Source organism: Haemophilus haemolyticus M19501, from assembly GCF_000222025.1.
Taxonomy (GTDB): Bacteria; Pseudomonadota; Gammaproteobacteria; order Enterobacterales; family Pasteurellaceae; genus Haemophilus; species Haemophilus haemolyticus_G.
Genome location: NZ_AFQO01000007.1, coordinates 181,925 through 207,061, shown reverse-complemented (window position 1 = coordinate 207,061; position 25,137 = coordinate 181,925). Strand labels below are relative to the sequence as shown.

Annotated in this window: 20 protein-coding genes and 1 riboswitch; of the genes, 8 read left to right on the top strand and 12 right to left on the bottom strand. The window is 38.7% G+C overall.

Annotated features, from left to right (window positions below; all coding sequences use genetic code 11):
- Positions 1-39: 39 nt before the first annotated feature.
- The 5 genes from glyA to GG9_RS04795 form a co-directional block, all read right to left on the bottom strand.
- Positions 40-1,305 (bottom strand): serine hydroxymethyltransferase, encoded by a 1,266-nt coding sequence (gene glyA, locus GG9_RS04775; protein ID WP_005631268.1) that lies wholly within the window; start codon positions 1,303-1,305, stop codon positions 40-42.
- Positions 1,306-1,428: 123 nt separating this feature from the next.
- Positions 1,429-2,718 (bottom strand): phosphoribosylamine--glycine ligase, encoded by a 1,290-nt coding sequence (purD, locus tag GG9_RS04780; RefSeq protein WP_005631266.1) that lies wholly within the window; start codon positions 2,716-2,718, stop codon positions 1,429-1,431.
- A 94-nt stretch (positions 2,719-2,812) separates the two neighbouring features.
- Positions 2,813-4,411, bottom strand: coding sequence for a bifunctional phosphoribosylaminoimidazolecarboxamide formyltransferase/IMP cyclohydrolase (gene purH / locus GG9_RS04785; protein WP_005631264.1), 1,599 nt, complete (start codon positions 4,409-4,411; stop codon positions 2,813-2,815).
- 187 nt (positions 4,412-4,598) lie between these two features.
- Positions 4,599-5,003, bottom strand: coding sequence for a DoxX family protein (locus GG9_RS04790; RefSeq protein ID WP_005631262.1), 405 nt, complete (start codon positions 5,001-5,003; stop codon positions 4,599-4,601).
- 111 nt (positions 5,004-5,114) lie between these two features.
- Positions 5,115-6,854: a protein-disulfide reductase DsbD gene (locus GG9_RS04795; RefSeq protein WP_005631261.1), complete on the bottom strand. Its 1,740-nt coding sequence runs from the start codon at positions 6,852-6,854 to the stop codon at positions 5,115-5,117.
- Between the two features lie 191 nt (positions 6,855-7,045).
- Between GG9_RS04795 and arcA the strand changes: the two genes are divergently transcribed.
- The 3 genes from arcA to hpf all read left to right on the top strand — a co-directional run bounded on the left by arcA (position 7,046) and on the right by hpf (position 10,107).
- Positions 7,046-7,756, top strand: a complete 711-nt coding sequence (gene arcA, locus GG9_RS04800) for a two-component system response regulator ArcA (protein WP_005631260.1) — start codon at positions 7,046-7,048, stop codon at positions 7,754-7,756.
- Between the two features lie 198 nt (positions 7,757-7,954).
- Positions 7,955-8,065: riboswitch (glycine riboswitch) on the top strand.
- A 111-nt stretch (positions 8,066-8,176) separates the two neighbouring features.
- On the top strand, positions 8,177-9,547 hold the full coding sequence (locus tag GG9_RS04805) for an alanine/glycine:cation symporter family protein (protein ID WP_005631259.1): 1,371 nt from the start codon (positions 8,177-8,179) through the stop codon (positions 9,545-9,547).
- A gap of 236 nt (positions 9,548-9,783) precedes the next feature.
- Positions 9,784-10,107 carry a ribosome hibernation-promoting factor, HPF/YfiA family gene (gene hpf, locus GG9_RS04810; RefSeq protein ID WP_005631258.1) on the top strand — a complete coding sequence of 108 codons (324 nt, stop codon included), beginning with the start codon at positions 9,784-9,786 and terminating at the stop codon, positions 10,105-10,107.
- Positions 10,108-10,182: 75 nt separating this feature from the next.
- Here the strand turns inward: hpf and GG9_RS04815 are convergent, their stop codons facing one another.
- The 4 genes from GG9_RS04815 to GG9_RS04830 all read right to left on the bottom strand — a co-directional run bounded on the left by GG9_RS04815 (position 10,183) and on the right by GG9_RS04830 (position 15,352).
- Positions 10,183-11,499 carry an MFS transporter gene (locus GG9_RS04815; RefSeq protein ID WP_005631257.1) on the bottom strand — a complete coding sequence of 439 codons (1,317 nt, stop codon included), beginning with the start codon at positions 11,497-11,499 and terminating at the stop codon, positions 10,183-10,185.
- Positions 11,500-11,554: 55 nt separating this feature from the next.
- Positions 11,555-12,298, bottom strand: coding sequence for a 2-succinyl-6-hydroxy-2,4-cyclohexadiene-1-carboxylate synthase (menH, locus tag GG9_RS04820; RefSeq protein WP_005631256.1), 744 nt, complete (start codon positions 12,296-12,298; stop codon positions 11,555-11,557).
- A gap of 61 nt (positions 12,299-12,359) precedes the next feature.
- A complete protein-coding gene (menD, locus tag GG9_RS04825; RefSeq protein WP_005631255.1) occupies positions 12,360-14,066 on the bottom strand; it encodes a 2-succinyl-5-enolpyruvyl-6-hydroxy-3-cyclohexene-1-carboxylic-acid synthase in 1,707 nt (568 codons plus the stop codon).
- 14 nt (positions 14,067-14,080) lie between these two features.
- Positions 14,081-15,352 (bottom strand): isochorismate synthase, encoded by a 1,272-nt coding sequence (locus GG9_RS04830; protein WP_005631253.1) that lies wholly within the window; start codon positions 15,350-15,352, stop codon positions 14,081-14,083.
- Positions 15,353-15,508: 156 nt separating this feature from the next.
- Here GG9_RS04830 and GG9_RS04835 point away from each other — a divergent pair, with 156 nt between their 5' ends.
- The 5 genes from GG9_RS04835 (at position 15,509) to tsf (ending at position 20,810) form a co-directional block, all read left to right on the top strand.
- A complete protein-coding gene (locus GG9_RS04835; RefSeq protein ID WP_005631251.1) occupies positions 15,509-16,723 on the top strand; it encodes a pyridoxal phosphate-dependent aminotransferase in 1,215 nt (404 codons plus the stop codon).
- Between the two features lie 116 nt (positions 16,724-16,839).
- Positions 16,840-18,096, top strand: a complete 1,257-nt coding sequence (gene mtr / locus GG9_RS04840; protein WP_005631249.1) for a tryptophan permease — start codon at positions 16,840-16,842, stop codon at positions 18,094-18,096.
- Between the two features lie 64 nt (positions 18,097-18,160).
- A complete protein-coding gene (locus GG9_RS04845; protein WP_005631247.1) occupies positions 18,161-18,925 on the top strand; it encodes a class I SAM-dependent methyltransferase in 765 nt (254 codons plus the stop codon).
- Positions 18,926-19,102: 177 nt separating this feature from the next.
- Positions 19,103-19,825, top strand: coding sequence for a 30S ribosomal protein S2 (gene rpsB / locus GG9_RS04850; RefSeq protein ID WP_005645552.1), 723 nt, complete (start codon positions 19,103-19,105; stop codon positions 19,823-19,825).
- Positions 19,826-19,958: 133 nt separating this feature from the next.
- Entirely contained in the window at positions 19,959-20,810 is an 852-nt protein-coding gene (gene tsf, locus GG9_RS04855) for a translation elongation factor Ts (protein WP_005631243.1), read from the top strand.
- Positions 20,811-20,989: 179 nt separating this feature from the next.
- On the opposite strand, the gene lpxD is transcribed toward tsf, so the two are convergent.
- From lpxD to bamA, 3 genes are all read right to left on the bottom strand, one after another.
- Positions 20,990-22,015, bottom strand: a complete 1,026-nt coding sequence (gene lpxD / locus GG9_RS04860) for a UDP-3-O-(3-hydroxymyristoyl)glucosamine N-acyltransferase (RefSeq protein ID WP_005631241.1) — start codon at positions 22,013-22,015, stop codon at positions 20,990-20,992.
- Positions 22,016-22,027: 12 nt separating this feature from the next.
- Complete coding sequence (locus GG9_RS04865; RefSeq protein ID WP_005631239.1) at positions 22,028-22,636, bottom strand: OmpH/Skp family outer membrane protein; 609 nt, start codon at positions 22,634-22,636, stop codon at positions 22,028-22,030.
- A gap of 112 nt (positions 22,637-22,748) precedes the next feature.
- On the bottom strand, positions 22,749-25,127 hold the full coding sequence (gene bamA, locus GG9_RS04870) for an outer membrane protein assembly factor BamA (protein WP_005631237.1): 2,379 nt from the start codon (positions 25,125-25,127) through the stop codon (positions 22,749-22,751).
- Between the last annotated feature and the right edge of the window lie 10 nt (positions 25,128-25,137).

Here is a 25,137-nt window from a genome sequence, read left to right as displayed (position 1 = left end):
TAATCGCCGCTAAACATATAATCAACGAAAGAAAATAAATTATTTCGGATAAACTGGAAGACGTTTACAAATTGCTAACACTTTTTCTTTAGTTTCAGCAATCACTTGTTCTTCATTTTCTTTGCCTAAAGCATCTAAAACATCACACATCCAGCCAGCTAATTCACGCACATCATTTTCATTGAAACCACGGCGAGTTACCGATGGTGTACCTACACGGATACCTGAAGTTACAAATGGTTTTTGCGGATCGTTTGGTACTGCATTTTTATTCACGGTAATATTTGCTTTGCCTAAAGCTGCATCTGCTGCTTTACCCGTTAATCCTTGTTTAATAAAACTTACTAAGAACAAGTGGTTTTCAGTACCATTTGACACAACATCATAACCACGTTGTTTAAATACCTCAACCATTGCTTTCGCATTTTTGATTACATTTGCTTGGTATGCTTTATATTGAGGCTCTAATGCTTCTTTAAAGCAAACTGCTTTTGCCGCAATAATATGAACTAATGGACCACCTTGATTTGCAGGGAAGACGGATGATTGTAATTTTTTGTAGATTTCTTCATCACCACAAGATGAAAGAATTAAACCGCCACGCGGACCGCCTAATGTTTTGTGGGTAGTAGTGGTTACAACATGTGCGTGCGGAAGTGGATTTGGATATAAACCCGCTGCAATTAATCCTGCTACGTGTGCCATATCCACAAATAAATATGCACCCACTTCATCTGCGATTTCACGCATTTTCGCCCAATCCACAACTTGTGAATAAGCCGAGAAACCAGCAACGATAAGTTTTGGTTTACATTCTAATGCTTTTTGACGAACATCTTCATAATCAATTAAGCCATCCGCAGTGATTCCATAAAGCACAGAGTTATAAATCTTGCCAGAGAAACTGACTTTTGCACCGTGAGTTAAGTGCCCACCGTGAGCCAAATCCATACCTAAAATAGTATCGCCTGCATTAATCAATGCACCATACACTGCAGCGTTTGCTTGTGAGCCAGAGTGCGGTTGAACATTCACGTAATCTGCACCAAATAATTCTTTCGCACGGTCAATTGCTAACTGTTCCACAATGTCCGCATACTCACAACCACCGTAATAACGTTTACCTGGATAGCCTTCTGCGTATTTATTAGTGAATTGTGAACCTTGCGCTTCCATCACACGCGGACTCGCATAGTTTTCAGATGCAATGAGTTCGATATGTTCTTCTTGACGACGATTTTCATCTTGGATCGCTTGCCACAATACTGGATCGTAATCAGCGATAGTCATATTTCTTGTAAACATTGTGTTCTCCTGTTATGTAATTTATGGCAGATAGTTTAACTGTTTATGGATAAAAATTTAATTAAAATTTCATTCCTAAATTTTCATCACTTAAATGAAATTAATTCATCATAATGATATGGATTATTTTTGCAACTCTCGCTCCACAGCCCTGTAACCAATATCTCGACGATAAAAACGCCCAGACCATTGAATTTGCTCAGCCAGTTTTAACGCTTTTTGTTGTGCTTCAAATACACTTTCGCCTAACGCAGTCACACAAAGTACACGACCGCCGTTTGTGACTAGCTTGCCTTCTTGTTCTGCGACACCCGCTAAGAAAACTTTCTCGTTTTTGACCGCACTTTTAGGCAATCCGCTGATTTCATCGCCTTTGCGATAATCTTTTGGGTATCCTTCTGCAGCCAATACGATACCTAAAGAAGCCTGCGGATCCCACCGTGATGTTACTTCATCTAATTTGCCGTCACAGGCTTTAAGACAGAGTTCAACAAGGTCTGATTTGAGACGTAGCATTATTGGCTGGGTTTCTGGATCGCCAAAACGGCAGTTAAATTCGATCACTTTCGGCTGACCGTTCGGCATAATCATTAATCCTGCATACAGAAAACCGGTGTAAACATTGCCTTCTTCCGCCATGCCATTAACCGTCGGATAAATCACTTCCCGCATAATGCGACTATAAATTTCGGGTGTTACCACAGGTGCAGGCGAATACGCACCCATACCGCCTGTATTTAATCCCGTATCATTTTCGCCAACACGTTTATGATCTTGGCTAGTCGCCATAGACTCAACATTTTTACCGTCTACCATTACGATAAAACTGGCTTCTTCGCCATCTAGAAACTCTTCAATTACTACTTGGCTCCCCGCTTCGCCAAAGGCATTGCCAGAAAGCATATCATGCACAGCGTTTTCCGCCTCTTGCAAGGTCATCGCAACGATTACGCCTTTACCCGCAGCTAAACCATCTGCTTTAACGACAATTGGTGCGCCTTTCTCACGCAAGTAAGCCAATGCTGGTTCGACTTCGGTAAAGTTTTGATATTCCGCTGTTGGAATTTTATGACGAGCAAGAAAATCTTTAGTAAATGCTTTGGAACCTTCCAATTGCGCCGCTGCTTGAGTTGGGCCAAAAATTTTCAATCCTGCCTTGCGAAATGTATCAACAACACCAATTACTAACGGAGCTTCAGGGCCAACAATGGTTAATCCAATTTGTTTATCTTGAGCAAATTTCACTAATGCGGGAATATCTGTCGCAGAAATATTCACGTTTTCTACTTTGTGTTCCAATGCAGTACCAGCGTTACCCGGTGCGACAAAAACTTTATCTGCTAATGGAGATTGTGCAACTTTCCAAGCCAAGGCGTGTTCACGACCGCCGTTTCCGATGATGAGGATGTTCATGTTGTAGTCCTTGCATATGCCTAATTTAAAAAAAGTGCGGCTATTTTTTACCTGCAATTCCCCCTCTTTTGTAAAGAGGGGATAGTTAGATAAATTAATGTCTAAAATGTCGCATTCCAGTCAATACCATTACCATATTATGTTCATCCGCTGCATCGATGACTTCTTGATCGCGCATTGAACCACCTGGATGGATCACACATTGAATACCCACTTTCGCCGCCGCATCAATGCCGTCACGGAATGGGAAGAACGCATCAGATGCCATCACACAACCAGCCACTTCTAAACCTTCATCTTGCGCTTTAATACCCGCAATCTTCGCAGAATATACACGGCTCATTTGACCTGCACCAATGCCGATAGTTTGATTGTCTTTGGCGTAAACAATGGCATTGGATTTCACAAATTTTGCCACTTTCCAGCAGAATAATAAGTCTTTTAATTCTTGTTCAGTTGGCTGACGTTTACTCACGACTTTTAAATCATCCACGCCAACCATACCTAAATCCGCATCTTGTACTAATAAACCGCCGTTTACACGTTTGAAATCCAAACGTTCGGAACGAGAAGTCCATTCACCACATTCAAGCAAACGAACATTTTTCTTACGTTTCACGACTTCTTGCGCTTCAGCAGAAACTTTCGGTGCAATAATCACTTCAACGAATTGGCGTTCCACAATTTCATTCGCCGTTTTTTCATCTAATTCACGGTTAAAAGCAATAATGCCGCCAAAAGCAGACGTTGGATCGGTTTGGTAAGCGCGATTATAAGCGTCTAAAATATCTTTACCTAACGCCACACCACATGGATTGGCATGTTTAACGATTACGCAAGCTGGCTCGTCAAATTCTTTCACGCATTCAAGTGCTGCATCAGTGTCGGCAATATTATTGTAAGACAAGGCTTTACCTTGCAGTTGATTAGCTGTAGCCACGCTCGCTTCTTTCACATTTAAATCAACATAAAATGCCGCATTTTGATGGGCGTTTTCGCCGTAACGCATAGTTTGTTTACGCACGAAGTTAAGGTTTAAAGTCCGTGGGAATTGACCGCACTTCGCATTCGCCTCTTCTTCCTTTGCAATATGATAAGGTTTTACTAGCTGACCGAAATAGTTGGCAATCATAGAATCATATTGAGCGGTATGTTCAAATGCTTTAATCGCAAGGTCAAAACGAGTTTCAAAAGTTAGGCTGTTTTGATGTTGATCCATTTCGGCTAGAATTGCGTTGAAATCATTGTTATTAACTACAATCGCTACATCTTTGTGGTTTTTCGCTGCAGAACGCACCATTGTAGGCCCCCCAATATCGATATTTTCTACCGCATCAGTCAAGGTGCAATCAGGTTTTGCTACAGTGGCAGCAAAGGGATATAAATTCACCACCACCATATCAATGCCTTCAATGGCATGTTGCTGCATGATGGCATCATCTGTACCACGACGACCAAGAATCCCGCCATGTACTTTGGGATGTAAGGTTTTCACTCGACCGTCCATCATTTCTGGGAAACCTGTGTAATCAGACACTTCCATTACAGGTAAACCATTTTGTGCTAAAAGTTTTGCCGTTCCACCTGTTGAAAGTAGTTTTACACCACGTTTAACTAAACCTTGAGCAAACTCTACAATACCCGTTTTATCAGACACACTCAGTAAAGCCTGACGAATTGGACGATCTGCCATTGTATTTTCCTTTCATTAAATAGTTAAAAATAAGCGATGAGAATTATAACGCAAACGTTTGCTTAAATATAGAAAAGATTAAATATAATTTCTTAAAGTGCGGTAAAAATACGATAAATTTCAGGCATAAAAAAGCCCACATAAATGTGGGCAAAAATAAGGATAAAATTATGAAACTACAACTAAACTACTTTTTAAAAAACTTATTATCTAAAGCACAAGCACCTGCGCCAGAAAATACAAAATATAGAAAGAGAAGTGAGTAAAGTAATGCAAGCTCGCCGCCATTTGCAATTGGGAAAAATAGGTTTCCTTTTCCTGCTACGTGGAGAAAGAAATAGGCATATGCCATTTCCCCTGACAAAATAAACGCGGCTTGGCGTGTAAATAAACCTAAGATTAATAAAATGGAACCAACAATTTCAATTACGCCTGCCACTAGTAGCATTGGATCGCCTACTGCACCATTTCCTCCAGTCATAGAAATTGGAAATTCCAAAAATTTTGCCGTGCCGTGTAAAATAAACATATAAGCGACAACGATACGTAAAAATGCCAAGAAATACGGGCGATATTTTTCAAGATTGTTCATTTGCTTTCCTTTTGTTTAAAGATGAATTAAAACGGCGTCATATTAATCTTTAACGGATAGTCAAACAATAATTAAAATTGAAAAATACTTTTTACCAAAAGTAAAAAATAACTAAAGTAGCTTTTCAATCCAATTAGAAAAAGCATCAGCATCCATAAAGCCCGTTACTCTACTTCCTTTAATTTCATTATTTTGCTGATCAAAAAATAAAATCGTAGGCAATCCCATCACATTAAAGCGTTCCATTAATGCTTTATTTTCTGGGCTATTCTTTGTCATATTCACTTGTAACAATAAGATATTTTGAAATTGCTGTTGCACTTGTGGATCTGAAAACGTCAGCTTTTCAAATTCTTTACAAGCAACACACCAATCCGCGTATAAATCCAACATAGCAATTGAATGCGGATTTTCCGCTAAAGTGCGGTCAAGTTCTTCAGTATTTTTAATTTGCTTAAATTTAACTTGAGAAACAGGCATATTTTCTACCGCACTTTGTGTTGTAGTTTGAGTTTGCCAAATCCAATTTTGCAGGGGTTGTACAGTAACCATAGCCAACGCAAAACTAATAATTTTAATAGCATAGCCAAAACCGTTCTTAGACATCTGCAACGCAAACCAAATAAAAAATACTGTCGCTAACCCAGCCCATAAGCGTGGCTCCCATACTTCAGGCAAAATACGAGAAAGTAAAAACACAGGTAACGCCAACATAACAAAGCCAAATGTTTGTTTCACTGTGTTCATCCACTCACCTGATTTTGGCAAAATTTTATTACCAAACAATGTGATTAACATTAGTGGCACGCCCATACCAAGTGCGAGCAAATAAAGGGTTGCTGCGCCTGTGAATAAATCGCCACTTTGCGCCACATAAAGTAAAGCACCAGAAAGTGGCGCAGATGTGCAAGGCGATGCCACCAGCCCAGCAATCATTCCCATTGCAAAGGAACCGCCAAAAGCACCCGAAGTTTGTTTTTGGCTCCATGTATTGAGTTTATTTTGTAAGCTATTTGGCAATTGAATAGTAAATAACCCAAACATTGAAAGGGCAAGCGCAACAAATAAAATAGAAAGCCCTATCATCACATAAGGATGTTGCAAGGCGATTTGAAACGGTAAACCGATGGCTGCCACTGCAAGACCTAACAAAGTGTAAGTCAGAGCCATGCCTTGAACATAAAGAAAAGCTAAACTAAATGCTCGCATCATATTTGGACGTTGTTGCTGACCGATAACAATAGCAGAAAGCAACGGTAACATTGGCAATACGCAAGGCGTAAAAGCCAGTCCCAATCCTAATACAAAGAAACCAAAAATTGCCCATTTACTATGGAATAAACCATCAGCTAAACGATCTTGTTCAGATAAAAGTGCGGTATTTTTTTCAACTGTTTTTTCGACAATTTGCTCTTGAGAAACGGCTAAATCCCCAATTCGTAATACTTTAGTTTCAGGCGGATAGCAAAAACCTTCGGTACATCCTTGATAAGTGATTTCAACCTTATCATCAGCATTATTAAATGCACCCCTAAATATGCCATCAATTGAGTGAGTAAAAACTTTTACTTCGCCAAAATAAGGATCTTGATGTAATTCCGCCGCCTGTTGGGTATGTAAAGAGAGAGGATTTGATTTACCGACTAACTCAGCACTAATTTTATCTTGATACAAATAATAGCCATCGGCAATATCCCAATGGGCTTGTAACTGGCTTTTATCTGTAGATAAAGTAGCAGAAAAAGCAAAAGCATCATCTACTTTTAAAAAGGTTTGTTTTTTATCGAATAAACCTGAATTAGCCGCAAAAGCGGTGAAAATCAGCGTAAAAAAAAGAAAGAGTTTTTTCATAGAATTGAGTGTAAAAATATAGATTCTCGAAATTCTATCACAAAGAAAGTTGAATACCTAAAACTATGATTTAGATCACAAAAACGAAAATCAAGTAAAAAATCACCGCACTTTTTTATTGTTACAATAATGTTGCACAGATAGAATGATAGCTTTGATAGCATACGCCAAAATAAGTATAAGGATGGAAAATGGCTACTCCAAAAATTCTCGTTGTTGAAGATGAAATTGTCACTCGAAATACGCTTAAAGGGATTTTTGAAGCGGAAGGATATGATGTGTTTGAAGCAGAAAATGGTGTTGAAATGCATCATATATTGGCAAATCATAATATTAATTTGGTTGTGATGGATATTAATTTACCAGGTAAAAACGGCTTATTATTGGCAAGAGAACTCCGTGAAGAATTAAGCTTACCTCTTATTTTTTTAACTGGTCGAGATAATGAAGTGGATAAAATTTTAGGTCTGGAAATTGGTGCCGACGATTATTTAACCAAACCTTTTAACCCTAGAGAACTGACTATCCGCGCACGTAATCTATTGCATCGTGCAATGCCGCATCAAGAAAAAGAAAATACATTTGGTCGAGAATTCTATCGTTTTAATGGTTGGAAATTAGACCTAAATAGCCACAGTTTAATTACACCAGAAGGACAAGAATTCAAACTTCCTCGCAGTGAATTTCGTGCAATGTTACATTTCTGTGAAAATCCAGGAAAATTGCAAACGCGCGAAGAATTGCTGAAAAAAATGACGGGACGAGAGTTAAAACCTCAGGATCGTACCGTAGATGTCACAATTCGACGTATCAGAAAACATTTTGAAGATCATCCTAATACCCCAAATATCATTATGACGGTGCATGGTGAAGGATATCGTTTTTGTGGAGATATAGAATAAAGTTATTATTTCTATCAACTGAGAGACTATTTTAAAATTCCTTTTTGAAATTAATTTCCCATTTTGATAGAATCCATACGCTTTCATTGTGATTGTCACAATGAAAAGTGAGTTCGGATGAAGGTAGCTGGAGAGCGGGGAATTGACCCCACACCGACGATGTAAAATCTTTCAGGTGCGATGGCAGGGACTGTTACTGGACGAACCCTTGGAGAGATCCATTTTAGAAATGGACGCCGAAGGCGCAAAAGAGCGGTTAATTTTTCAATCGTTTTTCAAACGCTCAGGCAAAAGGACAGGGGCAAAAGACAATCTATCGTAAGTGTGGAAATTATCTATCTTTTCACCGCACTTTCTTTTCCATTGTATCTTTTCGTCTTCTTGTCGTGTTTATTTTTGATTTAAACGACGAGGAATCACATGACAATTGAGTCAATTCTTTCAGCTATTGATAGCTTTATTTGGGGCGCACCGCTACTCATACTCTTATCTGGCACGGGGCTCTATTTAACGCTACGTTTAGGCTTTATTCAAATTCGCTATTTACCACGTGCGCTAGGTTATTTATTTAAAAAAGATAAAGGCGGAAAAGGTGATGTCTCATCTTTTGCCGCACTTTGTACCGCATTAGCTGCAACGATCGGAACTGGGAATATTGTGGGCGTTGCAACTGCTGTACAAGCAGGTGGACCTGGTGCTATTTTTTGGATGTGGTTGGTCGCCTTGTTAGGAATGGCAACAAAATATGCCGAATGTTTACTCGCAGTTAAATACCGTGTTCGCGATAAAAATGGCTTTATGGCAGGCGGTCCAATGTATTACATTGAACGCGGGTTAGGCATCAAATGGCTAGCAAAATTATTTGCATTATTTGGTGTAATGGTAGCCTTTTTCGGGATCGGTACATTCCCACAGGTCAATGCGATTACCCATGCAATGCAAGATACTTTTAATATTCCCGTTTTAGTTACTGCAATTATTGTTACACTTTTAGTCGGCTTAATCATTCTTGGTGGTGTAAAACGTATCGCAACCGCATCATCGGTAATTGTGCCGTTTATGGCGATTTTATACGTCACTACCTCACTGGTTATTATCCTTTTAAATATAGAAAAAGTACCAGATGCGATCTCATTAATTATTTATAGTGCTTTTAATCCGCAAGCTGCTCTAGGTGGGGCTGTTGGCTTTACCGTAATGAAGGCTATTCAATCAGGCGTCGCTCGAGGCATTTTCTCCAATGAATCAGGTTTAGGAAGCGCACCAATTGCAGCCGCAGCGGCACAAACTCGTGAGCCTGTCCGTCAAGGCTTAATTTCTATGACAGGAACATTCTTGGATACCATCATCGTTTGTACAATGACAGGGATTGTATTGGTATTAACTGGAGCGTGGAACAATCCTGAACTAGCGGGTGCGACAGTAACAAACTATGCCTTTGCACAAGGTTTAGGGGCATCAATTGGTGCAACGATTGTAACCGTCGGTTTATTATTTTTTGCATTCACAACTATTTTAGGCTGGTGTTACTACGGTGAACGTTGCTTTGTTTATCTCATTGGTATTCGTGGCGTAAAACTATATCGTTTAGCTTATATTGTGTTGGTGGGATTAGGCTCATTCTTACATTTAAATTTAATCTGGATTATCGCCGATATCGTAAATGGTTTAATGGCCTTTCCAAATCTCATCGCGCTCATGGGATTGCGAAAAGTTGTGATTGAAGAAACAAAAGATTATTTCCAACGCTTGAAAATAAATCATCACGATCAAGACGAAATCGTAGAATAATCAAATGAAAAAAGGTGTGGATACAATCAATATTCACACCTTTTTTCTTATCACAATTTCCCATCTTAACAACTTATCTTCGAAAGAAAAGCAGCTTTTTTTTCAGAAATTAGACATAGATCATATTTTTAAAAATTACTTTGATATTTCCTCTTAAAGCCCTTGAAAACCCGAATTAAGAAAGCTATTTTGTAGTTAAAGAAAACTGTAAATCACGCAACAAAGAGGTAAATGCTATGACACTTAATATCACCAGCAAACAAATGGAAATCACCCATGCAATTCGTGAACACGTGGAGGAAAGACTCGCGAAATTAGGTAAATGGCAAACACAGTTAATCAACCCACATTTTGTTTTAAACAAAGTACCGAATGGATTTACTGTAGAAGCATCTATTGGCACGCCACTGGGCAATTTATTGGCAAGTGCAACCTCAGATGATATGTATAAAGCAATTAATGAAGTTGAGGAAAAGTTGGAGCGCCAGCTTAATAAACTTCAACATAAAAGTGAATCCCGTCGAGCAGATGAACGCTTAAAAGATTCATTTGAAAGTTAATATTGAAAATAAGCTAAACAAAGAAAAAGCAAAAGAGCGGTGAAATTTTTCACCGCTCTTTTTTCTTAACTAGGATTAGATTTGTGTTAAATCTACATTCTTAGTCTCTTTTGAGGCTAATAATGCCAATAGCGTCATGAGAGCATTGATTGCTAAATAAATACCTACGCCCATCACACCAAATGATGCATTAATTTTTAAAGAAATCATCGCCGCAATCGTTGCACCAATAATGGATGCCAAATTATAGGCGAGAGATGCGCCTGAATAACGCACTTCTGTTGGGAATAATTCTGGCAATAGCGCAGCCATTGGACCAAATGTCATCCCCATGATCGCCATACCAATCACTAAAAATGCAAATACGCTCATTGGAGTACCATTTTCTAAGAAGAACGGCATGGTTAAACCGAGCACGCCAACGGCCACCGTCACCCAAATCAACCATTTACGGCGACCAATTTTATCAGCATAAACACCAGAAATACTGATAAAAATACCAAATACAATAGCACTAATTAATAACAAGCCAGTAAATATATTTGCTGGGATACCTAAGCCAAGCGCATAACCTGCTTCAGAAAGCTTTGGCGCGGTTCGAGAATATGCCTGCGCAAAAGCCGTCATAATGTAAAACAAAGAATAAGTTGCCACCATAATAAATGTGCCAATAATCATTGGTTTTAAGTGTTTAGTAAAAACAACACTCACTGGTGCATTCAATTTTTTGCCTTTTTGCTCCGCTTCCACAAATACATGGCTTTCGTGCAAAGTTAAGCGAACATATAAACCAACTACAACTAATAAAATGGAAGATACAAATGGGATACGCCATGCCCATTCCACAAGGGCATCTTGCCCGAGGAAATAGCTAACTAAAAAGAATGTTGCATTCGCTACAAATAAGCCGATTGGCGCACCTAATTGAGGGAAAGTACCGTACCATGCACGTTTACCTTCTGGCGCATTTTCTGTTGCAACTAAAGCTGCGCCGCCCCATTCACCACCAAGTCCAATTCCTTGACCAACACGGCATACGCAAAGCAAAATCGGCGCCCAGATACCGATTTGAGCATAGTTAGGAAGTAAACCAATTACTACCGTTGAACCACCCATTAAAACAAGTGAGGCAACCAAGGTTTTTTTACGACCGATTTTATCGCCAAAGTGACCAAATAATGCAGAACCAATAGGACGTGCAAAAAATGCTAAAGCAAGCGTAGAAAGAGAAAGTAAATCATTAGAAAGCGGATCATCGCTATGGAAGAATTGCGTATTGAAAACTAATACAGCGGCAGCCGCATAAATATAATAATCAAAAAATTCGATTGCCGTACCGACCATCGAGGCTAACGCCACTTTCATCGGATTATTACGAAGTTGTGTAGACATTGTGTTTCCTTAGTAGTTTATTATAAAGAGAAAGGATTGAATCCTAGCATTTTAACTAAGGTCTAGCAATTTTTAATATGCAATTTTCTATTTTTTCAGAGAAATATTTTGAATTTTCTAAATGTGAGTTATGCCCAGCGGAAGGAATGGTTACTAAATTAATTTGATTTTCTTTGGCTAAAACTTGGAACTTATGATCTCGTTTCCCACAAAAATAAAAAAATGGCAAAGAACTTAACCGCACTTTTTCACTAAAATCAGGTTGTTTAGATAGACTTGTCGCCAGTAGCATCTTGCCAAGATTTTCCCCGCAATTTGATTTTCGTTTTTCAACTAACTTCTGTCTTTCTTCTTCAGTTAAATGAGAAAACACGGGCTGTTGATACCAATCATTTAATACATTTTCTGGTGATTCTTGCATAAAACGTTGAGCCCAAACAAAATCATGCTGAAAACGAGCCTGTTTTTCTTCGTCAGTTTTTAAACCTAGATTCGCGCCTTCCAAAATAACACCTTGCAAATTAGATCGTTCCACATGGGCTTGCAGTGCATAATACAAAGCGATCCGTCCACCTAGAGAATACCCAACAAGAAAATACGGTTCATTTTTCACCGCACTTTTAATTTGCTGAGCCAAATACTCCGCCGTATCTTCAAAATTTGTGACTTCAATGTCTTTAGCTTGCCCGTGAAAAGGTAAATCTAGCGCAATACAATTAAAGTGCGGTAGATTTTCAATGACTTTTTGCCAGTCGTTTTTTGTACCAAGAAGTCCGTGAAGAAAAATGATGTTTATCATTGAAGGGATTATTGATAGAAAATAATAAAATATGGCGGACTAAAGCCCGCCTACAGAATACTTAAGCACCAATCACGGCGTGACTAATTTGCTCGATTAGGCGTTTATACAAACTACTACCATCACTCGGATTCGTTTTAATTTCAATTAGCGTTGCCTTGCGACGACTATAAGCCTGTTTCACAACGGAATTGAGATCCGCCCAAGTATAAGGATGAGCATATTTAAGATCGAACATTGCCGCGATTTGAGAAAAATCGCTATTATGCGGTAATCGATAGAACTGATCTTTGACTTGTTCATCCACAGGTAACATATCAAAAATCGCACCACCATTATTATTGATCACAAAGATTACCGTTGGTTGCGTAACGTTTTTGAATAATGCGAACGAATTTAGATCATATAAAGTGGACGTATCGCCAATTACTGCAACAACAGGTTTATTTGAACCAATACCAATTCCTGCAGCAGTAGCCAACAAACCATCAATTCCACTCGCACCACGATTGGTATAAACAGGATAACTTTCTGGTAATTGCGTTAGTGCATCAACCAAACGAACAAGTAAACTATTACCTAAAAATAAAACACCGTTATAAGGTAAAAGTGTTGGTAAACGTAATGCGAGCGAGGCTTCCGTTAAATTTCCGCCTACTTGCTGTTCAATAAAAGTCGCACAGAACTTAGATAAAGCTAACGGCTCAAGTAACCAAGGCTTTTGGCGTAAAGGTGGATGCGCACGCAACCAATGATGCACTTTAGCATTGAATCTTGTCAATGAATGATGGTAAGGATCTAATGCTTTACCGCTTTGTTCAACTAGCCAAAATTCCCCTTTAAACGCCTGCAAGAATTGATTAATGCGTTTACTAATAAAACGCGCGCCAAATTGAATCACAATATCAGCTTGTAGAAGTTTTTCACGAACAGTTTGGTTTGCTAGCCAAATATCTTCATAAGGCGTCGTTGGAACAACACCCGATTGAATATCCGTCAGTAATACCCAGCCCATAGCACTTGCCCAAGAATTAATGCCCATCGCTTGTTCTGCAGGTAATTGACCAACCACAACGACACCACGTTTGGTACGCCAATGATCCCAGTTTTCATGCATTAATACTTCGTTCTGTTGAGCTTCCACATTCATCCAAGGCTTAGTTTGAATTAACCAGCGTTGTAACGGCAGCAGCCAAGGGTGGGAATCTACCGCCTCATCAGTTGCATCATAAAGTGGCTCGGCAAATGGCACATTAATATGAACAACACCACCTTGTTGTTTTTGTTGAAAGGCAGCCTGTTCAAGTAGAGAAATCAACCACTGCGCAGAATAATCCGCGTTCGGTTTAGGTAAATTAACATTTGCAACCGGATATTGACCAAATATATTTTGCTGTAAAATAGCCTGATTTGCACCGCACTCCCAAAGTTCTGGTGGACGATCAGCAGTTAAAACAAATAAATTCACACCCGTTTGGCGTGCTTCAATAATGGCAGGATAAAGGTTTGCAGTCGCTGTGCCTGATGTCACAATAATGGCAACAGGTGATTGAGTTGCCTTAGCAATACCCAAAGCAAAAAAACCTAAACCGCGTTCATCAAAATGCGTATGACAAGTGACTGAACCCGCATTTTGCAAACGTACGGCTTCAAGAGTTAAAGGTGTCGAACGCGAACCTGGCGCGATACAAACGTGAGAAACGCCTTGGCGCACCAAGGTTTCTAAAATCACTTTCGACCAACAACGATTAAACACGCTTACCGACATTTTTTTCTCCGTTATCATTTTTCTTCTGCAAACAAGGAAATTAACCCTGCCGCTTTACGTTCAATTTCTTTCCATTCTTCCAATGGCTGCGAGCCTGCCACAATGCCTGCGCCAGCAAATACACGAATACGATGACCTTCAATAAAGGCTGAACGAATCGCCACACAAAACTCTGAACATGCATCGCTCATCACACCCAATGTTCCCGCATACCAGCCTCGATCAAAGGTTTCGATTTCTGACAAAATCATTTTGGCTTGTTGCTGTGGCAAACCCGATACCGCTGCTGTAGGATGAATCGCTTTTAATATATTTACATCTGCATAATGTGCGGTCAAATTTGCACAAATTTTACGAATCAAATGTTGTACTTTGCGTAACGGTTTCAATTCCACATTACTCACATCAAAACTTTCTACTTGCTTACGTAAATTCTGCGAAATATCTTCTACAACCAACCAATTTTCTTTTAAATTTTTCTCGTCATTTAACAACCAATTCGCTTGAGATTGCGTTTCTTCCTCACTTTCAGAAACCAACGCTGTTCCCGCCAAAGCCTCAGTTAGCAACAAATTATATTCACGAGCAAATAGGCGTTCTGGCGTAGAACCAACAAAAACCGAATGAGGATTTTCAGCCCACAAAAAATGATAACAACCTTGATTTTGTTTTTCGCTTTCAGCTAAAAAATCGTACGCATTAATCGCTTGCTTTAAATGAAAAGTGGTTTCATTGGCTAATACAATTTTTGTCAGTTCCCCACTTTTAATATCTACCAAAGCCTGATTCACCCAATCGCACCAAGCTCTTTCGTTAGCTCGAAGCTCTGTATGCAAAGGAATCTGTTTTGGCAAAGCAGAAAGTGCGGTGATATTTTCAAAAGTTTTTAGGTGGGCTAAAGTATCATTCGCACTTTGCTCATCTTTCACAAAAAATGATACCAATGCACCTTTCTCATCCTGTTCAACAAGAACTTTTGGCAATACAAATTGTGCGCTACCTTGAAATTGCAAACCGCCTACCAGTGGGAAACCGCTTTCTTCAATAAACTCTTGTGCTAAATTTAACTGTGAAAATGACCGCTCTTCGCCAAGCGCAGCCAATGATTTTTCTTCATCACGAAAATGTAAATAAAATTGAGGATACGCAGATTGACCTTTCAGCCAAGCCAACAAATCGACCTTGTCCAGTTTCACCTGAAAACGGACAAGTTCATTCGTTGATTGCTGTAAATATGCGTGAATTTGCGATTTTAACTCGCCTATTGCCTGCGCTAAATAACTCATTAGATTTTGTTTTAAATACACAAAAAATTAGCCGTATTCTACCGCAGATTGTTAATGACAAAAAATTTTTTTACAAAATCTTTTCAATATTGAAAATTCAGCGTAAATTAACCGCACTTTTCTCGAAAAATTTATTAGAAACAAAAGGATTTCACTATGAGATTATTCCCAAAATCCGACAAATTAGAACACGTATGTTATGACATTCGCGGCCCTGTGCACAAAGAAGCACTACGCTTAGAAGAAGAAGGCAATAAAATTTTAAAACTTAATATCGGCAACCCTGCACCTTTCGGTTTTGAAGCACCAGATGAAATTTTGGTTGATGTATTACGTAATTTGCCGTCAGCTCAAGGCTACTGTGATTCAAAAGGGTTATATTCTGCTCGTAAAGCCATTGTTCAATATTATCAATCAAAAGGTATTCACGGTGCGACAGTCAATGATGTGTATATTGGTAATGGCGTATCTGAGCTTATCACAATGGCCATGCAAGCATTACTTAATGATGGTGATGAAGTACTTGTGCCGATGCCTGATTATCCGCTTTGGACTGCTGCAGTAACACTTTCTGGTGGCAAGGCTGTTCATTATCTTTGTGATGAAGAAGCAAATTGGTTCCCCGCTATTGATGATATTAAAGCGAAAGTGAATGCGAAAACTAAAGCCATTGTTATCATCAATCCAAACAATCCAACTGGCGCTGTGTATAGCAAAGAATTATTACAAGAAATTGTAGAAATCGCTCGCCAAAATAATTTGATTATCTTTGCAGACGAAATCTACGACAAAATTTTATACGATGGCTCGGTACATCATCACATTGCAGCACTTGCTCCTGATTTATTAACCGTTACGTTAAATGGTTTATCAAAAGCTTATCGAGTTGCAGGCTTCCGCCAAGGGTGGATGATTTTGAATGGACCAAAACATAATGCGAAAGGTTATATTGAAGGCTTAGATATGCTGGCATCAATGCGCTTATGTGCTAACGTACCAATGCAACATGCAATTCAAACCGCACTTGGTGGCTATCAAAGTATTAATGAATTTATTTTACCGGGCGGCCGATTACTTGAGCAACGAAACAAAGCCTACGATCTCATCACTCAAATTCCAGGCATTACTTGCGTGAAACCAATGGGCGCGATGTATATGTTCCCGAAAATTGATGTGAAAAAATTCAATATTCACAGTGATGAAAAAATGGTGCTGGATTTACTCCGCCAAGAAAAAGTACTACTTGTGCACGGTAAAGGATTTAATTGGCATTCACCAGATCACTTCCGTGTTGTTACCCTTCCTTATGTGAATCAGCTTGAAGAAGCCATTACAAAGTTAGCAAGATTTTTGTCGGATTACCGTCAATAATGAATGCTTTGGCTACATTACAAAGGGGACTAAATGTCCCCTTTTTATCTATATAAATATATTGCACTTTCCTTTTGCACTACTATAATAGTGCAAATTTATCTTAGAGGCATTTTATGACACAACAAAAATCCCCTTCTCTCTTAGGCGGCGCAATGATCATTGCAGGTACAGCGATTGGTGCAGGCATGCTTGCTAACCCAACTTCAACGGCTGGTGTATGGTTTATTGGTTCGATTCTCGCTTTAATTTATACTTGGTTTTGTATGACAACATCAGGATTAATGATCCTAGAAGCTAATCTGCATTATCCAACAGGTTCGAGTTTTGACACCATCGTTAAAGATTTATTAGGAAAAAGTTGGAATATTATCAATGGTCTTTCCGTTGCTTTCGTCTTGTATATTTTGACTTATGCCTACATCACCTCAGGCGGAGGCATTACACAAAATCTGCTCAACCAAGCATTCAGTTCTGCTGAAAGTGCGGTGGATATTGGAAGAACTTCAGGATCTTTAATTTTCTGCTTTATCCTTGCCGCCTTCGTGTGGCTTTCAACCAAAGCTGTAGATCGTTTCACAACTGTGTTAATTGTCGGGATGGTTGTCGCTTTTTTCCTTTCTACTACCGGTTTATTAAGCTCTGTAAAAACAGAAGTTTTATTCAATACCGTTGCTGAAGGCGAACAAACATATTTACCTTATTTATTCACCGCACTTCCAGTTTGCTTAGTATCTTTTGGTTTCCATGGAAATGTGCCGAGCTTAGTAAAATATTACAACCGTGATGGTCGCCGAGTCATGAAATCAATCTTCATCGGTACGGGATTAGCACTCGTAATTTATATTTTATGGCAACTTGCTGTGCAAGGTAATTTACCTCGCAATGAATTTGCTCCAGTAATTGAAAAAGGCGGCGATGTTTCAGCATTACTAGAGGCATTACATAAATATATTGAAGTAGAATACCTTGCCGTCGCATTAAATTTCTTTGCTTATATGGCGATTGCCACATCATTCTTAGGCGTAACGTTAGGTTTATTTGACTATATTGCGGATCTGTTCAAATTTGACGACAGCTTGTTAGGACGAACAAAAACCACAATAGTGACATTTTTACCACCGCTATTATTAAGTTTACAATTCCCTTATGGTTTTGTGATTGCCATTGGTTATGCAGGATTAGCAGCAACCATTTGGGCTGCAATCGTACCAGCACTTCTTGCTAAAGCAAGCCGTCAAAAATTCCCTCAAGCGAATTATAAAGTTTACGGTGGCAATTTTATGATTGGCTTTGTGATCTTGTTCGGTGTGTTAAATATTGTGGCACAGGTCGGCGCAAATTTAGGATGGTTTGCCAATTTCACAGGATAAGTTTTACTCGATACAATAAGGGCGTATATCATGCGCCCTTTTTATTTGTAATATAGGATACGAGATGAATAATAAAACTAGCGTTTATGACAAAGAAAATTTCTTTGAGCTTTATCAGAAACTACGCGCAAATCCAATTAGTCTCAATGAAATTATTGAAAAGCCGACCATGCTCTCACTGTTGCCTGATTTAAAAGGGAAAAAATTACTCGATTTAGGCTGTGGTACAGGAGGACATTTACAACTTTATTTAGAACGAGGAGCAGCTAAAGTAATTGGAATCGATTTTTCAGAAAAAATGCTTGAACAAGCTGAAAAAGATCTGCAGAAGTGCGGTCAATTTTCAGGGCGTTTTTCCTTATATCACTTACCAATGGAAAAATTAGCTGAGTTACCAGAACATCATTTTGATGTGATCACTAGCTCTTTTGCCTTTCATTATATTGAAAATTTTCCGGCATTATTATCAACTATCTATGACAAACTCTCGTCTAATAGCATATTGGTTTTCTCACAAGAACATCCGATAACCACTTGCCACAAAGAAGGGGAACGCTGGGAAAAAAATGACAAAAAACAGCAAATTGCTTATCGTTTAAATCATTACCGAGAAGAGGGCGAACGCAATAGAAATTGGTTCAAACAACCTTTTCAAACCTATCATCGAACAACAGCGACAATTATCAATAATTTAATTCATGCAGGGTTTCAAATTGAGCAAATGGAAGAACCCATGCTTGCCGACCAACCACAATGGCATAATGAATTTAAAGATTTATCACACCGCCCATCATTGTTATTTATCAAAGTAAGAAAAGTAGAGAAATAAACAAAATAAACTGGTTTTTAACCGCACTTTATGGTATAAATCGCCCCGCTGTTTTTGCCTTTCAAAAGCAGCTTTTTAATTACTAACAACACACACATATCAACAAGGCTTAATCGGGGTGCCAAACGGTCGATTAGCTGATATGTGGAGGCTCAACCCCAACAAAAGGAAAATATTATGGCACAAGTTTCAATGCGCGACATGATCAACGCAGGCGTACACTTCGGACACCAAACTCGTTACTGGAACCCACAAATGAAACCTTTCATTTTTGGTGCTCGTAACGGTGTTCACATCATCAATCTTGAAAAAACTTTACCTTTATTCAACGAAGCTTTAGCGGAATTAACTCGCATTGCTAGCAACAACGGTAAAGTATTATTCGTTGGTACAAAACGTGCAGCGTCTGAAGCAGTTCAAGCAGCAGCATTAGATTGTCAGCAATATTACGTAAACCACCGTTGGTTAGGTGGTATGCTGACTAACTGGAAAACCGTTCGTCAATCAATTAAACGTTTAAAAGATTTAGAAACCCAATCTCAAGACGGTACTTTTGATAAATTAACCAAAAAAGAAGCGTTAATGCGTAGCCGTGAGATGGAAAAACTTGAATTAAGCCTTGGCGGTATCAAAGATATGGGCGGCTTACCAGATGCGTTATTTGTTATCGGTGCAGACCACGAACATATCGCAGTTAAAGAAGCAAACAACCTAGGTATTCCTGTATTTGCTATCGTTGATACTAACTCAACTCCAGCTGGCGTAGATTTCGTTATCCCTGGTAACGATGATGCGACTCGTGCTATCCAACTTTACGTTTCTGCAGCTGCAGCAGCGGTTAAAGAAGGTCGTGGCAACGAAGCTCAAGTTGCTGAAGAATTAGCAGCTGACGCAGAATAATTTAAGTTTTGCAATAAGGCGAAGCCCTTAATAATCAAACGATTAATTGGCATAGGGGCTAAAATTTAGCCCCTATATTTTTATCTAAAAGTGCGGTCAAAATAAATCGCATTTTCGACAGAGGATTTTAAAAATGGCTGAAATCACAGCATCATTAGTAAAAGAACTTCGTGAACGTACCGGCGCAGGTATGATGGAATGTAAAAAAGCATTAGTTGAAGCAAACGGTGATATCGAGTTAGCAATCGACAATATGCGTAAATCTGGTCAAGCTAAAGCAGCTAAAAAAGCAGGCCGTGTTGCAGCTGAAGGTGTTATCCTTGCTCGTGTAGAAAATGGTTTCGGTGTATTAGTTGAAATGAACTGTGAAACTGACTTCGTAGCAAAAGATGCTGGTTTCTTAGGTTTAGCAAACGAAGTAGCTGATTTCGCAGCAGCAAACAAAGGTACAACTATCGAAGCATTACAAGCACAATTCGAAGAAAAACGTGCTGCATTAGTAGCTAAAATCGGTGAGAACATGAACATCCGTCGTGTTGCTTACTTAGATGGTCAAGTTATTGCTCAATACTTACATGGGGCGAAAATCGGTGTGTTAGTTGCGGGTGAAGGTTCAGCTGATGAACTTAAAAAAGTGGCAATGCATGTAGCGGCATCTAAACCAGAATTCGTGAACCCAGAAGATGTACCTGCAGAAGTAGTTGAACACGAGCGTCAAATCCAAATTGATATCGCAGTTAACTCTGGCAAACCAAAAGAAATCGCAGAGAAAATGGTTGAAGGCCGTATGAAGAAATTCACAGGTGAAGTTTCATTAACAGGTCAACCATTCGTAATGGATCCTTCTGTATCTGTAGGTGACTTCTTAAAATCAGTAAATACTTCAGTGTCTAACTTCATCCGTTTAGAAGTAGGTGAAGGTATCGAGAAAAAAGAAGAAGACTTTGCTGCTGAAGTAGCAAAAATCACTGGCGGTAACGCGTAATTCTTTAAAGATAACGATATGTTAATAAGCCCAACTTAAGTTGGGCTTATTTGTTTTATAGGATAAGCTGCTTAATTAACAGGCTTAAACTTTTTTAGTTACGTTTAGTAAAATAAAAAATCCACACTTTAATAGTAAACTTTTAAAATGTGGATTTTGTAATAAAACTTCAAAAGAAATTAAGAAATTTTCTTTTCTAACGCTTTTAAACGTTTATTTATTCCATCAATACCTAACGTCAGTGCCGCTGTTTTACGCCATTCTTTATTCGTTTGCAATGGAATACCAGAGGAGTATACGCCAGGCTCTGTAATTGGGCGCATAACCATTCCCATTCCAGTAATCGTGACTTTATCACAAATTTCCATATGGCCATTAATCACACTTGCACCGCCAATTAAGCAATAGCGCCCAACAGTCAAACTACCCGCCATGATAACGCCACCCGCAACCGCTGTACCTGTGCCGATATGAACATTATGTGCAATTTGACAAAGGTTATCGATGATCACGTTATCTTCAATAATTGTTGCGTCTAATGCGCCTCTATCAATACAGGTATTCGCGCCAATCTCAACGTTATTACCAATTATTACTTGCCCTACTTGTGGAATTTTAATCCAACGACCACGATCATTTGCGTAACCAAAACCATCACTACCGATAACTGTTCCTGATTGAATTAAGCAATTAGTGCCAATCTCAACGTTATGGTAAACAGTGACATTAGCCCAAAGTTGAGTGCCTGAACCGATCTTGGTATTTTTACCAACAAAGCAATTTGCACCAATGATCACGTTATTACCAAGTACAACACCTTCTTCAATCACTGCATTGGCGCCAATTGAAACATTCTTCCCTAAAGATGTGCCATCAAAAATTACCGCACTTTTTGCAATGCCTTGCGCAGCCTTTGGTGTGCTATCCATATATTGAGCCAAAATTGCGTAAGCTACATAAGGATCTTTCACAATAAGTAAATTGCTTTCTGAAGAACAATGTTCGACATCCTCTTCAGAAACAACCAAAATTCCTGCTTTAGAATCTTTCAATAATGCACGGAATTTTGCGTTAGAAATAAAAGTAAGTTGATTTGATTGGGCTTTATCGAGTGGAGCGATATTCTCAACAACAACATCGGCGTTACCGCGAACGGTAGCGCCGATTTGAGTTGCCAATTCTTGTAAAGAATAGGATTTTTGCATTATGAGAACCTATTATTTTTTCTCTTCTGCTTTAGAAGGTGCTACTTTTTCACTAGCAGGAATAGATTTTAACACTTCTTCTGTGATGTCTTTACCCTCTACCGCAAATACAACTGAATTTGCATCAAGCACATAAGTATAACCTTTCGCTTTTGCTAAATTATTTGTCGCAGTTTGAATACTATCTAATAATTTACCACGCTCTTCTGCTTGACGTTTTTCATTTTGCGCTTGGAATTCTTGAACTTTTTTATCTTGTTCTTGCATCAATTTTTGTAATTCAGCATCTTCAGCCGCGCTTAATTTATTAATTTCTTCTTGGCGTTTTTGAATATCTGCTTGACGTAGGCGAGGTGCATCTTTTTCTAAAGCCGCAACTTTTGCTTCTACTTTTTTACGAGCAGCTGCAATTTTATCATCAACTTCTTTTTTGCTTGCTGCTAATTTTTCAGCTACAGGTTTAAATTCAGCATCGAGTTTATCCGCTACAGCTTGACGGTCTGGGTGATGTTGAAAAATATAACCTGCATTAATGAAAGCAATTTTTTCTTCAGCTACAGCATAGCCTGAAGCAAGTGCGATACCTAAAGCAAGTGCGGTTACTTTTGCGATGTTTTTCATTTGATAAAGATCCTTAATTAAATTGTGGTTAGTTTAGTATTTTCTCTGCCTAACAAAATTAGGCAGAGAATGCTATCTTTGACATTCGAATGATGAAAAAAGTTCAATCTAATTAGAAAGAACCACCAATACTAAATTGGAATTGTTCTACATCATCATTTTCATATTTTTTAATCGGTTTGGCATAAGAGAATACCAATGGCCCAATAGGGGATTGCCATTGGAAGCCTACACCCGCAGAGGCACGAACACGACTAACTTTTCCATAATCGGGTAAGCTTTTCAATACATTGTTATCTAGCCCACTCTTATCCGATTTCCATTTAGTATTCCAAACACTTGCCGCATCAACAAATAAGGAAGTTCGGACTGTATTTTGGCTCTTATCGCTCACAAACGGTGTTGGTACAATAAGTTCTGCGCTCGCAGTTGTGATTGCATTACCACCAATCACATCAGAACTTATCTTATTAAATTTACCATCTTGATCGGCATAAATTGCGTTAGGTCCAATACTACCATAAGCAAAACCACGTAATGAACCGATACCACCAGCTGTATAAGTTTGATAGAACGGTAAACGCTTGTTTCCAAAACCATTTGCATATCCTGCAGATGCTTTTGCAGATATAACCCAACGGTGATCTCTGTCTAATGGATAGAAACCTTGTACATCTGCACTTAGTTTGTAGTATTTGTTATCCGAACCTGGAATTGTAACTCGTCCACCAAGACTTGCTTTTACCCCTTTAGTTGGGAAATATCCCCTATTAAGGCTGTTATAGTTCCAACCAAAAGAAAAATCAAAGTCACTGGTTTTGATTGAATTTCCATTAAAATTCATGGAATCAAGATATAATTTACGGTTATATTCTGGAGCAAAGTTACTGATCTTATTATAAGTATAACCTAATCCAACATAGTAAGAGTTATTTTCATTTACAGGGAAACCTAAAGTGACATTACCACCGTAAGTCGTACGTTTATAATTAGAAGATGTATCACTTTTAGAGTTATCATAGTTTTCAAAGAAAACATTTCCACCAAGACTTACGCCATCTTTAGTAAAATAAGGTTCGGTATAACCCAAATTGACACTCGTACCATAATCATTTTTCGTACCAGCTATACTTACTGCTGCCCCTGTTCCCAAGAAATTATCTTGTTTAACACTAGCTTGATAGCTAATACCACTTTCTGTACCGTAACCAATACCAAAGTTGATACTACCTGTATTACGCTCTTTAACTTTATACACCACATCTACTTCGTCATCAGTGCCTTTTACAGGATCAATTCGATTTTCTACGGTTTCGAAGAATCCTGTACGATCTAAACGGATTTTACCTAACTCAACTAATTGCGAGTTATACCACGCCCCTTCTTGTTGGCGCATTTCTTGACGTAAAGTACTATCTGCTGAAACAGTATTTCCTTCAAAGCGTAGTTGACGAACAGTTAAACGTCGACCAGCATCAACAACAAAAGTAATTGCTAAGGTTTTATTCGCATCATCAAAATCAGGTACTGCATTCACCGTTGCACTACCGTAACCACGTTCACCCAATTTTGCTTTAATAGCATTTTCAACATCGGCGATATCGCTGCGACGGAAAGTATCATTTAAATGTAATGAAGAAAGCAAAGGTTCAAGTTCAGAAGCCATACCGCCCACATTACCAACTATACGAGCACTACGAAGGTCATACTGTAAACCTTCATTTACATCAATGGTTACATTCACTTTCGTTTTTTCATCATTTAGCTGAACATCAGTTTTAGTGATTTGTGCTTTGGCATAACCATTGTTTAAATAATAATCACGAATTGACTGTAAATCTTTCTCGAACTGAGCACCTTCAAATTTATTACCCCATAATTTCCACCAAGAATCAGGTTGTAATTCCATTTGCTCTTGCAACGTGCTGCTACTAACAGATTCATTACCATTGAAAGTTAATGATGCTAATTTTGCAGTATCATCTTCATTGATCTGAATTAAAATTTCAGCACGATTATTTGGTAATGTATTGACAATAGGTTCAACTGTTGCGTTATAGCGACCTACGCTTGCATAGTGCTCTTTTACACTTTTGGCAAATTCATTTAATTTTTCTCGAATTAAAACATCGCCAACTTTAAACCCGTTAGCATCTAAGTTTTGTTTAAGTGCTTCGGTTGGAATAACAGAGTTACCTTTGATTTTAACATCTGAAATGATCGATTTAGCCACAACGCTAACAACAAGCACATCGCCTTCTTGATGCGCATTCACATCATCGAATCGACCACTTACGAATAAAGAGCGGACAATATTAGCCACATCATTGTCAGTCACACGCTGACCGGCACGAACAGGTAGACTTGCTCGGATTTGTTGTTCTAAGTCACCTTGAACACCATCCACGCGAATATCTTTTGCCACAAAAGGTGCGGCAAACACAGTCGTTGTCGTACCGAATAATAAACTTGCGATTAGAAGTTTTTTCATCGATTGTATC

Excerpts from the sequence above, each read along its gene's own strand:
- menD (WP_005631255.1), bottom strand. The coding sequence starts at position 14,066 with ATGTCGGTAAGCGTGTTTAATCGTTGTTGGTCGAAAGTGATTTTAGAA.
- GG9_RS04835 (WP_005631251.1), top strand. The coding sequence starts at position 15,509 with ATGAGATTATTCCCAAAATCCGACAAATTAGAACACGTATGTTATGAC.
- purH (WP_005631264.1), bottom strand. The coding sequence starts at position 4,411 with ATGGCAGATCGTCCAATTCGTCAGGCTTTACTGAGTGTGTCTGATAAA.
- GG9_RS04815 (WP_005631257.1), bottom strand. The coding sequence starts at position 11,499 with ATGTCTACACAACTTCGTAATAATCCGATGAAAGTGGCGTTAGCCTCG.
- GG9_RS04790 (WP_005631262.1), bottom strand. The coding sequence starts at position 5,003 with ATGAACAATCTTGAAAAATATCGCCCGTATTTCTTGGCATTTTTACGT.
- GG9_RS04845 (WP_005631247.1), top strand. The coding sequence starts at position 18,161 with ATGAATAATAAAACTAGCGTTTATGACAAAGAAAATTTCTTTGAGCTT.
- purD (WP_005631266.1), bottom strand. The coding sequence starts at position 2,718 with ATGAACATCCTCATCATCGGAAACGGCGGTCGTGAACACGCCTTGGCT.
- GG9_RS04830 (WP_005631253.1), bottom strand. The coding sequence starts at position 15,352 with ATGAGTTATTTAGCGCAGGCAATAGGCGAGTTAAAATCGCAAATTCAC.
- GG9_RS04865 (WP_005631239.1), bottom strand. The coding sequence starts at position 22,636 with ATGAAAAACATCGCAAAAGTAACCGCACTTGCTTTAGGTATCGCACTT.
- hpf (WP_005631258.1), top strand. The coding sequence starts at position 9,784 with ATGACACTTAATATCACCAGCAAACAAATGGAAATCACCCATGCAATT.
- lpxD (WP_005631241.1), bottom strand. The coding sequence starts at position 22,015 with ATGCAAAAATCCTATTCTTTACAAGAATTGGCAACTCAAATCGGCGCT.
- GG9_RS04805 (WP_005631259.1), top strand. The coding sequence starts at position 8,177 with ATGACAATTGAGTCAATTCTTTCAGCTATTGATAGCTTTATTTGGGGC.
- mtr (WP_005631249.1), top strand. The coding sequence starts at position 16,840 with ATGACACAACAAAAATCCCCTTCTCTCTTAGGCGGCGCAATGATCATT.
- GG9_RS04795 (WP_005631261.1), bottom strand. The coding sequence starts at position 6,854 with ATGAAAAAACTCTTTCTTTTTTTTACGCTGATTTTCACCGCTTTTGCG.
- tsf (WP_005631243.1), top strand. The coding sequence starts at position 19,959 with ATGGCTGAAATCACAGCATCATTAGTAAAAGAACTTCGTGAACGTACC.
- rpsB (WP_005645552.1), top strand. The coding sequence starts at position 19,103 with ATGGCACAAGTTTCAATGCGCGACATGATCAACGCAGGCGTACACTTC.
- menH (WP_005631256.1), bottom strand. The coding sequence starts at position 12,298 with ATGATAAACATCATTTTTCTTCACGGACTTCTTGGTACAAAAAACGAC.
- bamA (WP_005631237.1), bottom strand. The coding sequence starts at position 25,127 with ATGAAAAAACTTCTAATCGCAAGTTTATTATTCGGTACGACAACGACT.
- arcA (WP_005631260.1), top strand. The coding sequence starts at position 7,046 with ATGGCTACTCCAAAAATTCTCGTTGTTGAAGATGAAATTGTCACTCGA.
- glyA (WP_005631268.1), bottom strand. The coding sequence starts at position 1,305 with ATGTTTACAAGAAATATGACTATCGCTGATTACGATCCAGTATTGTGG.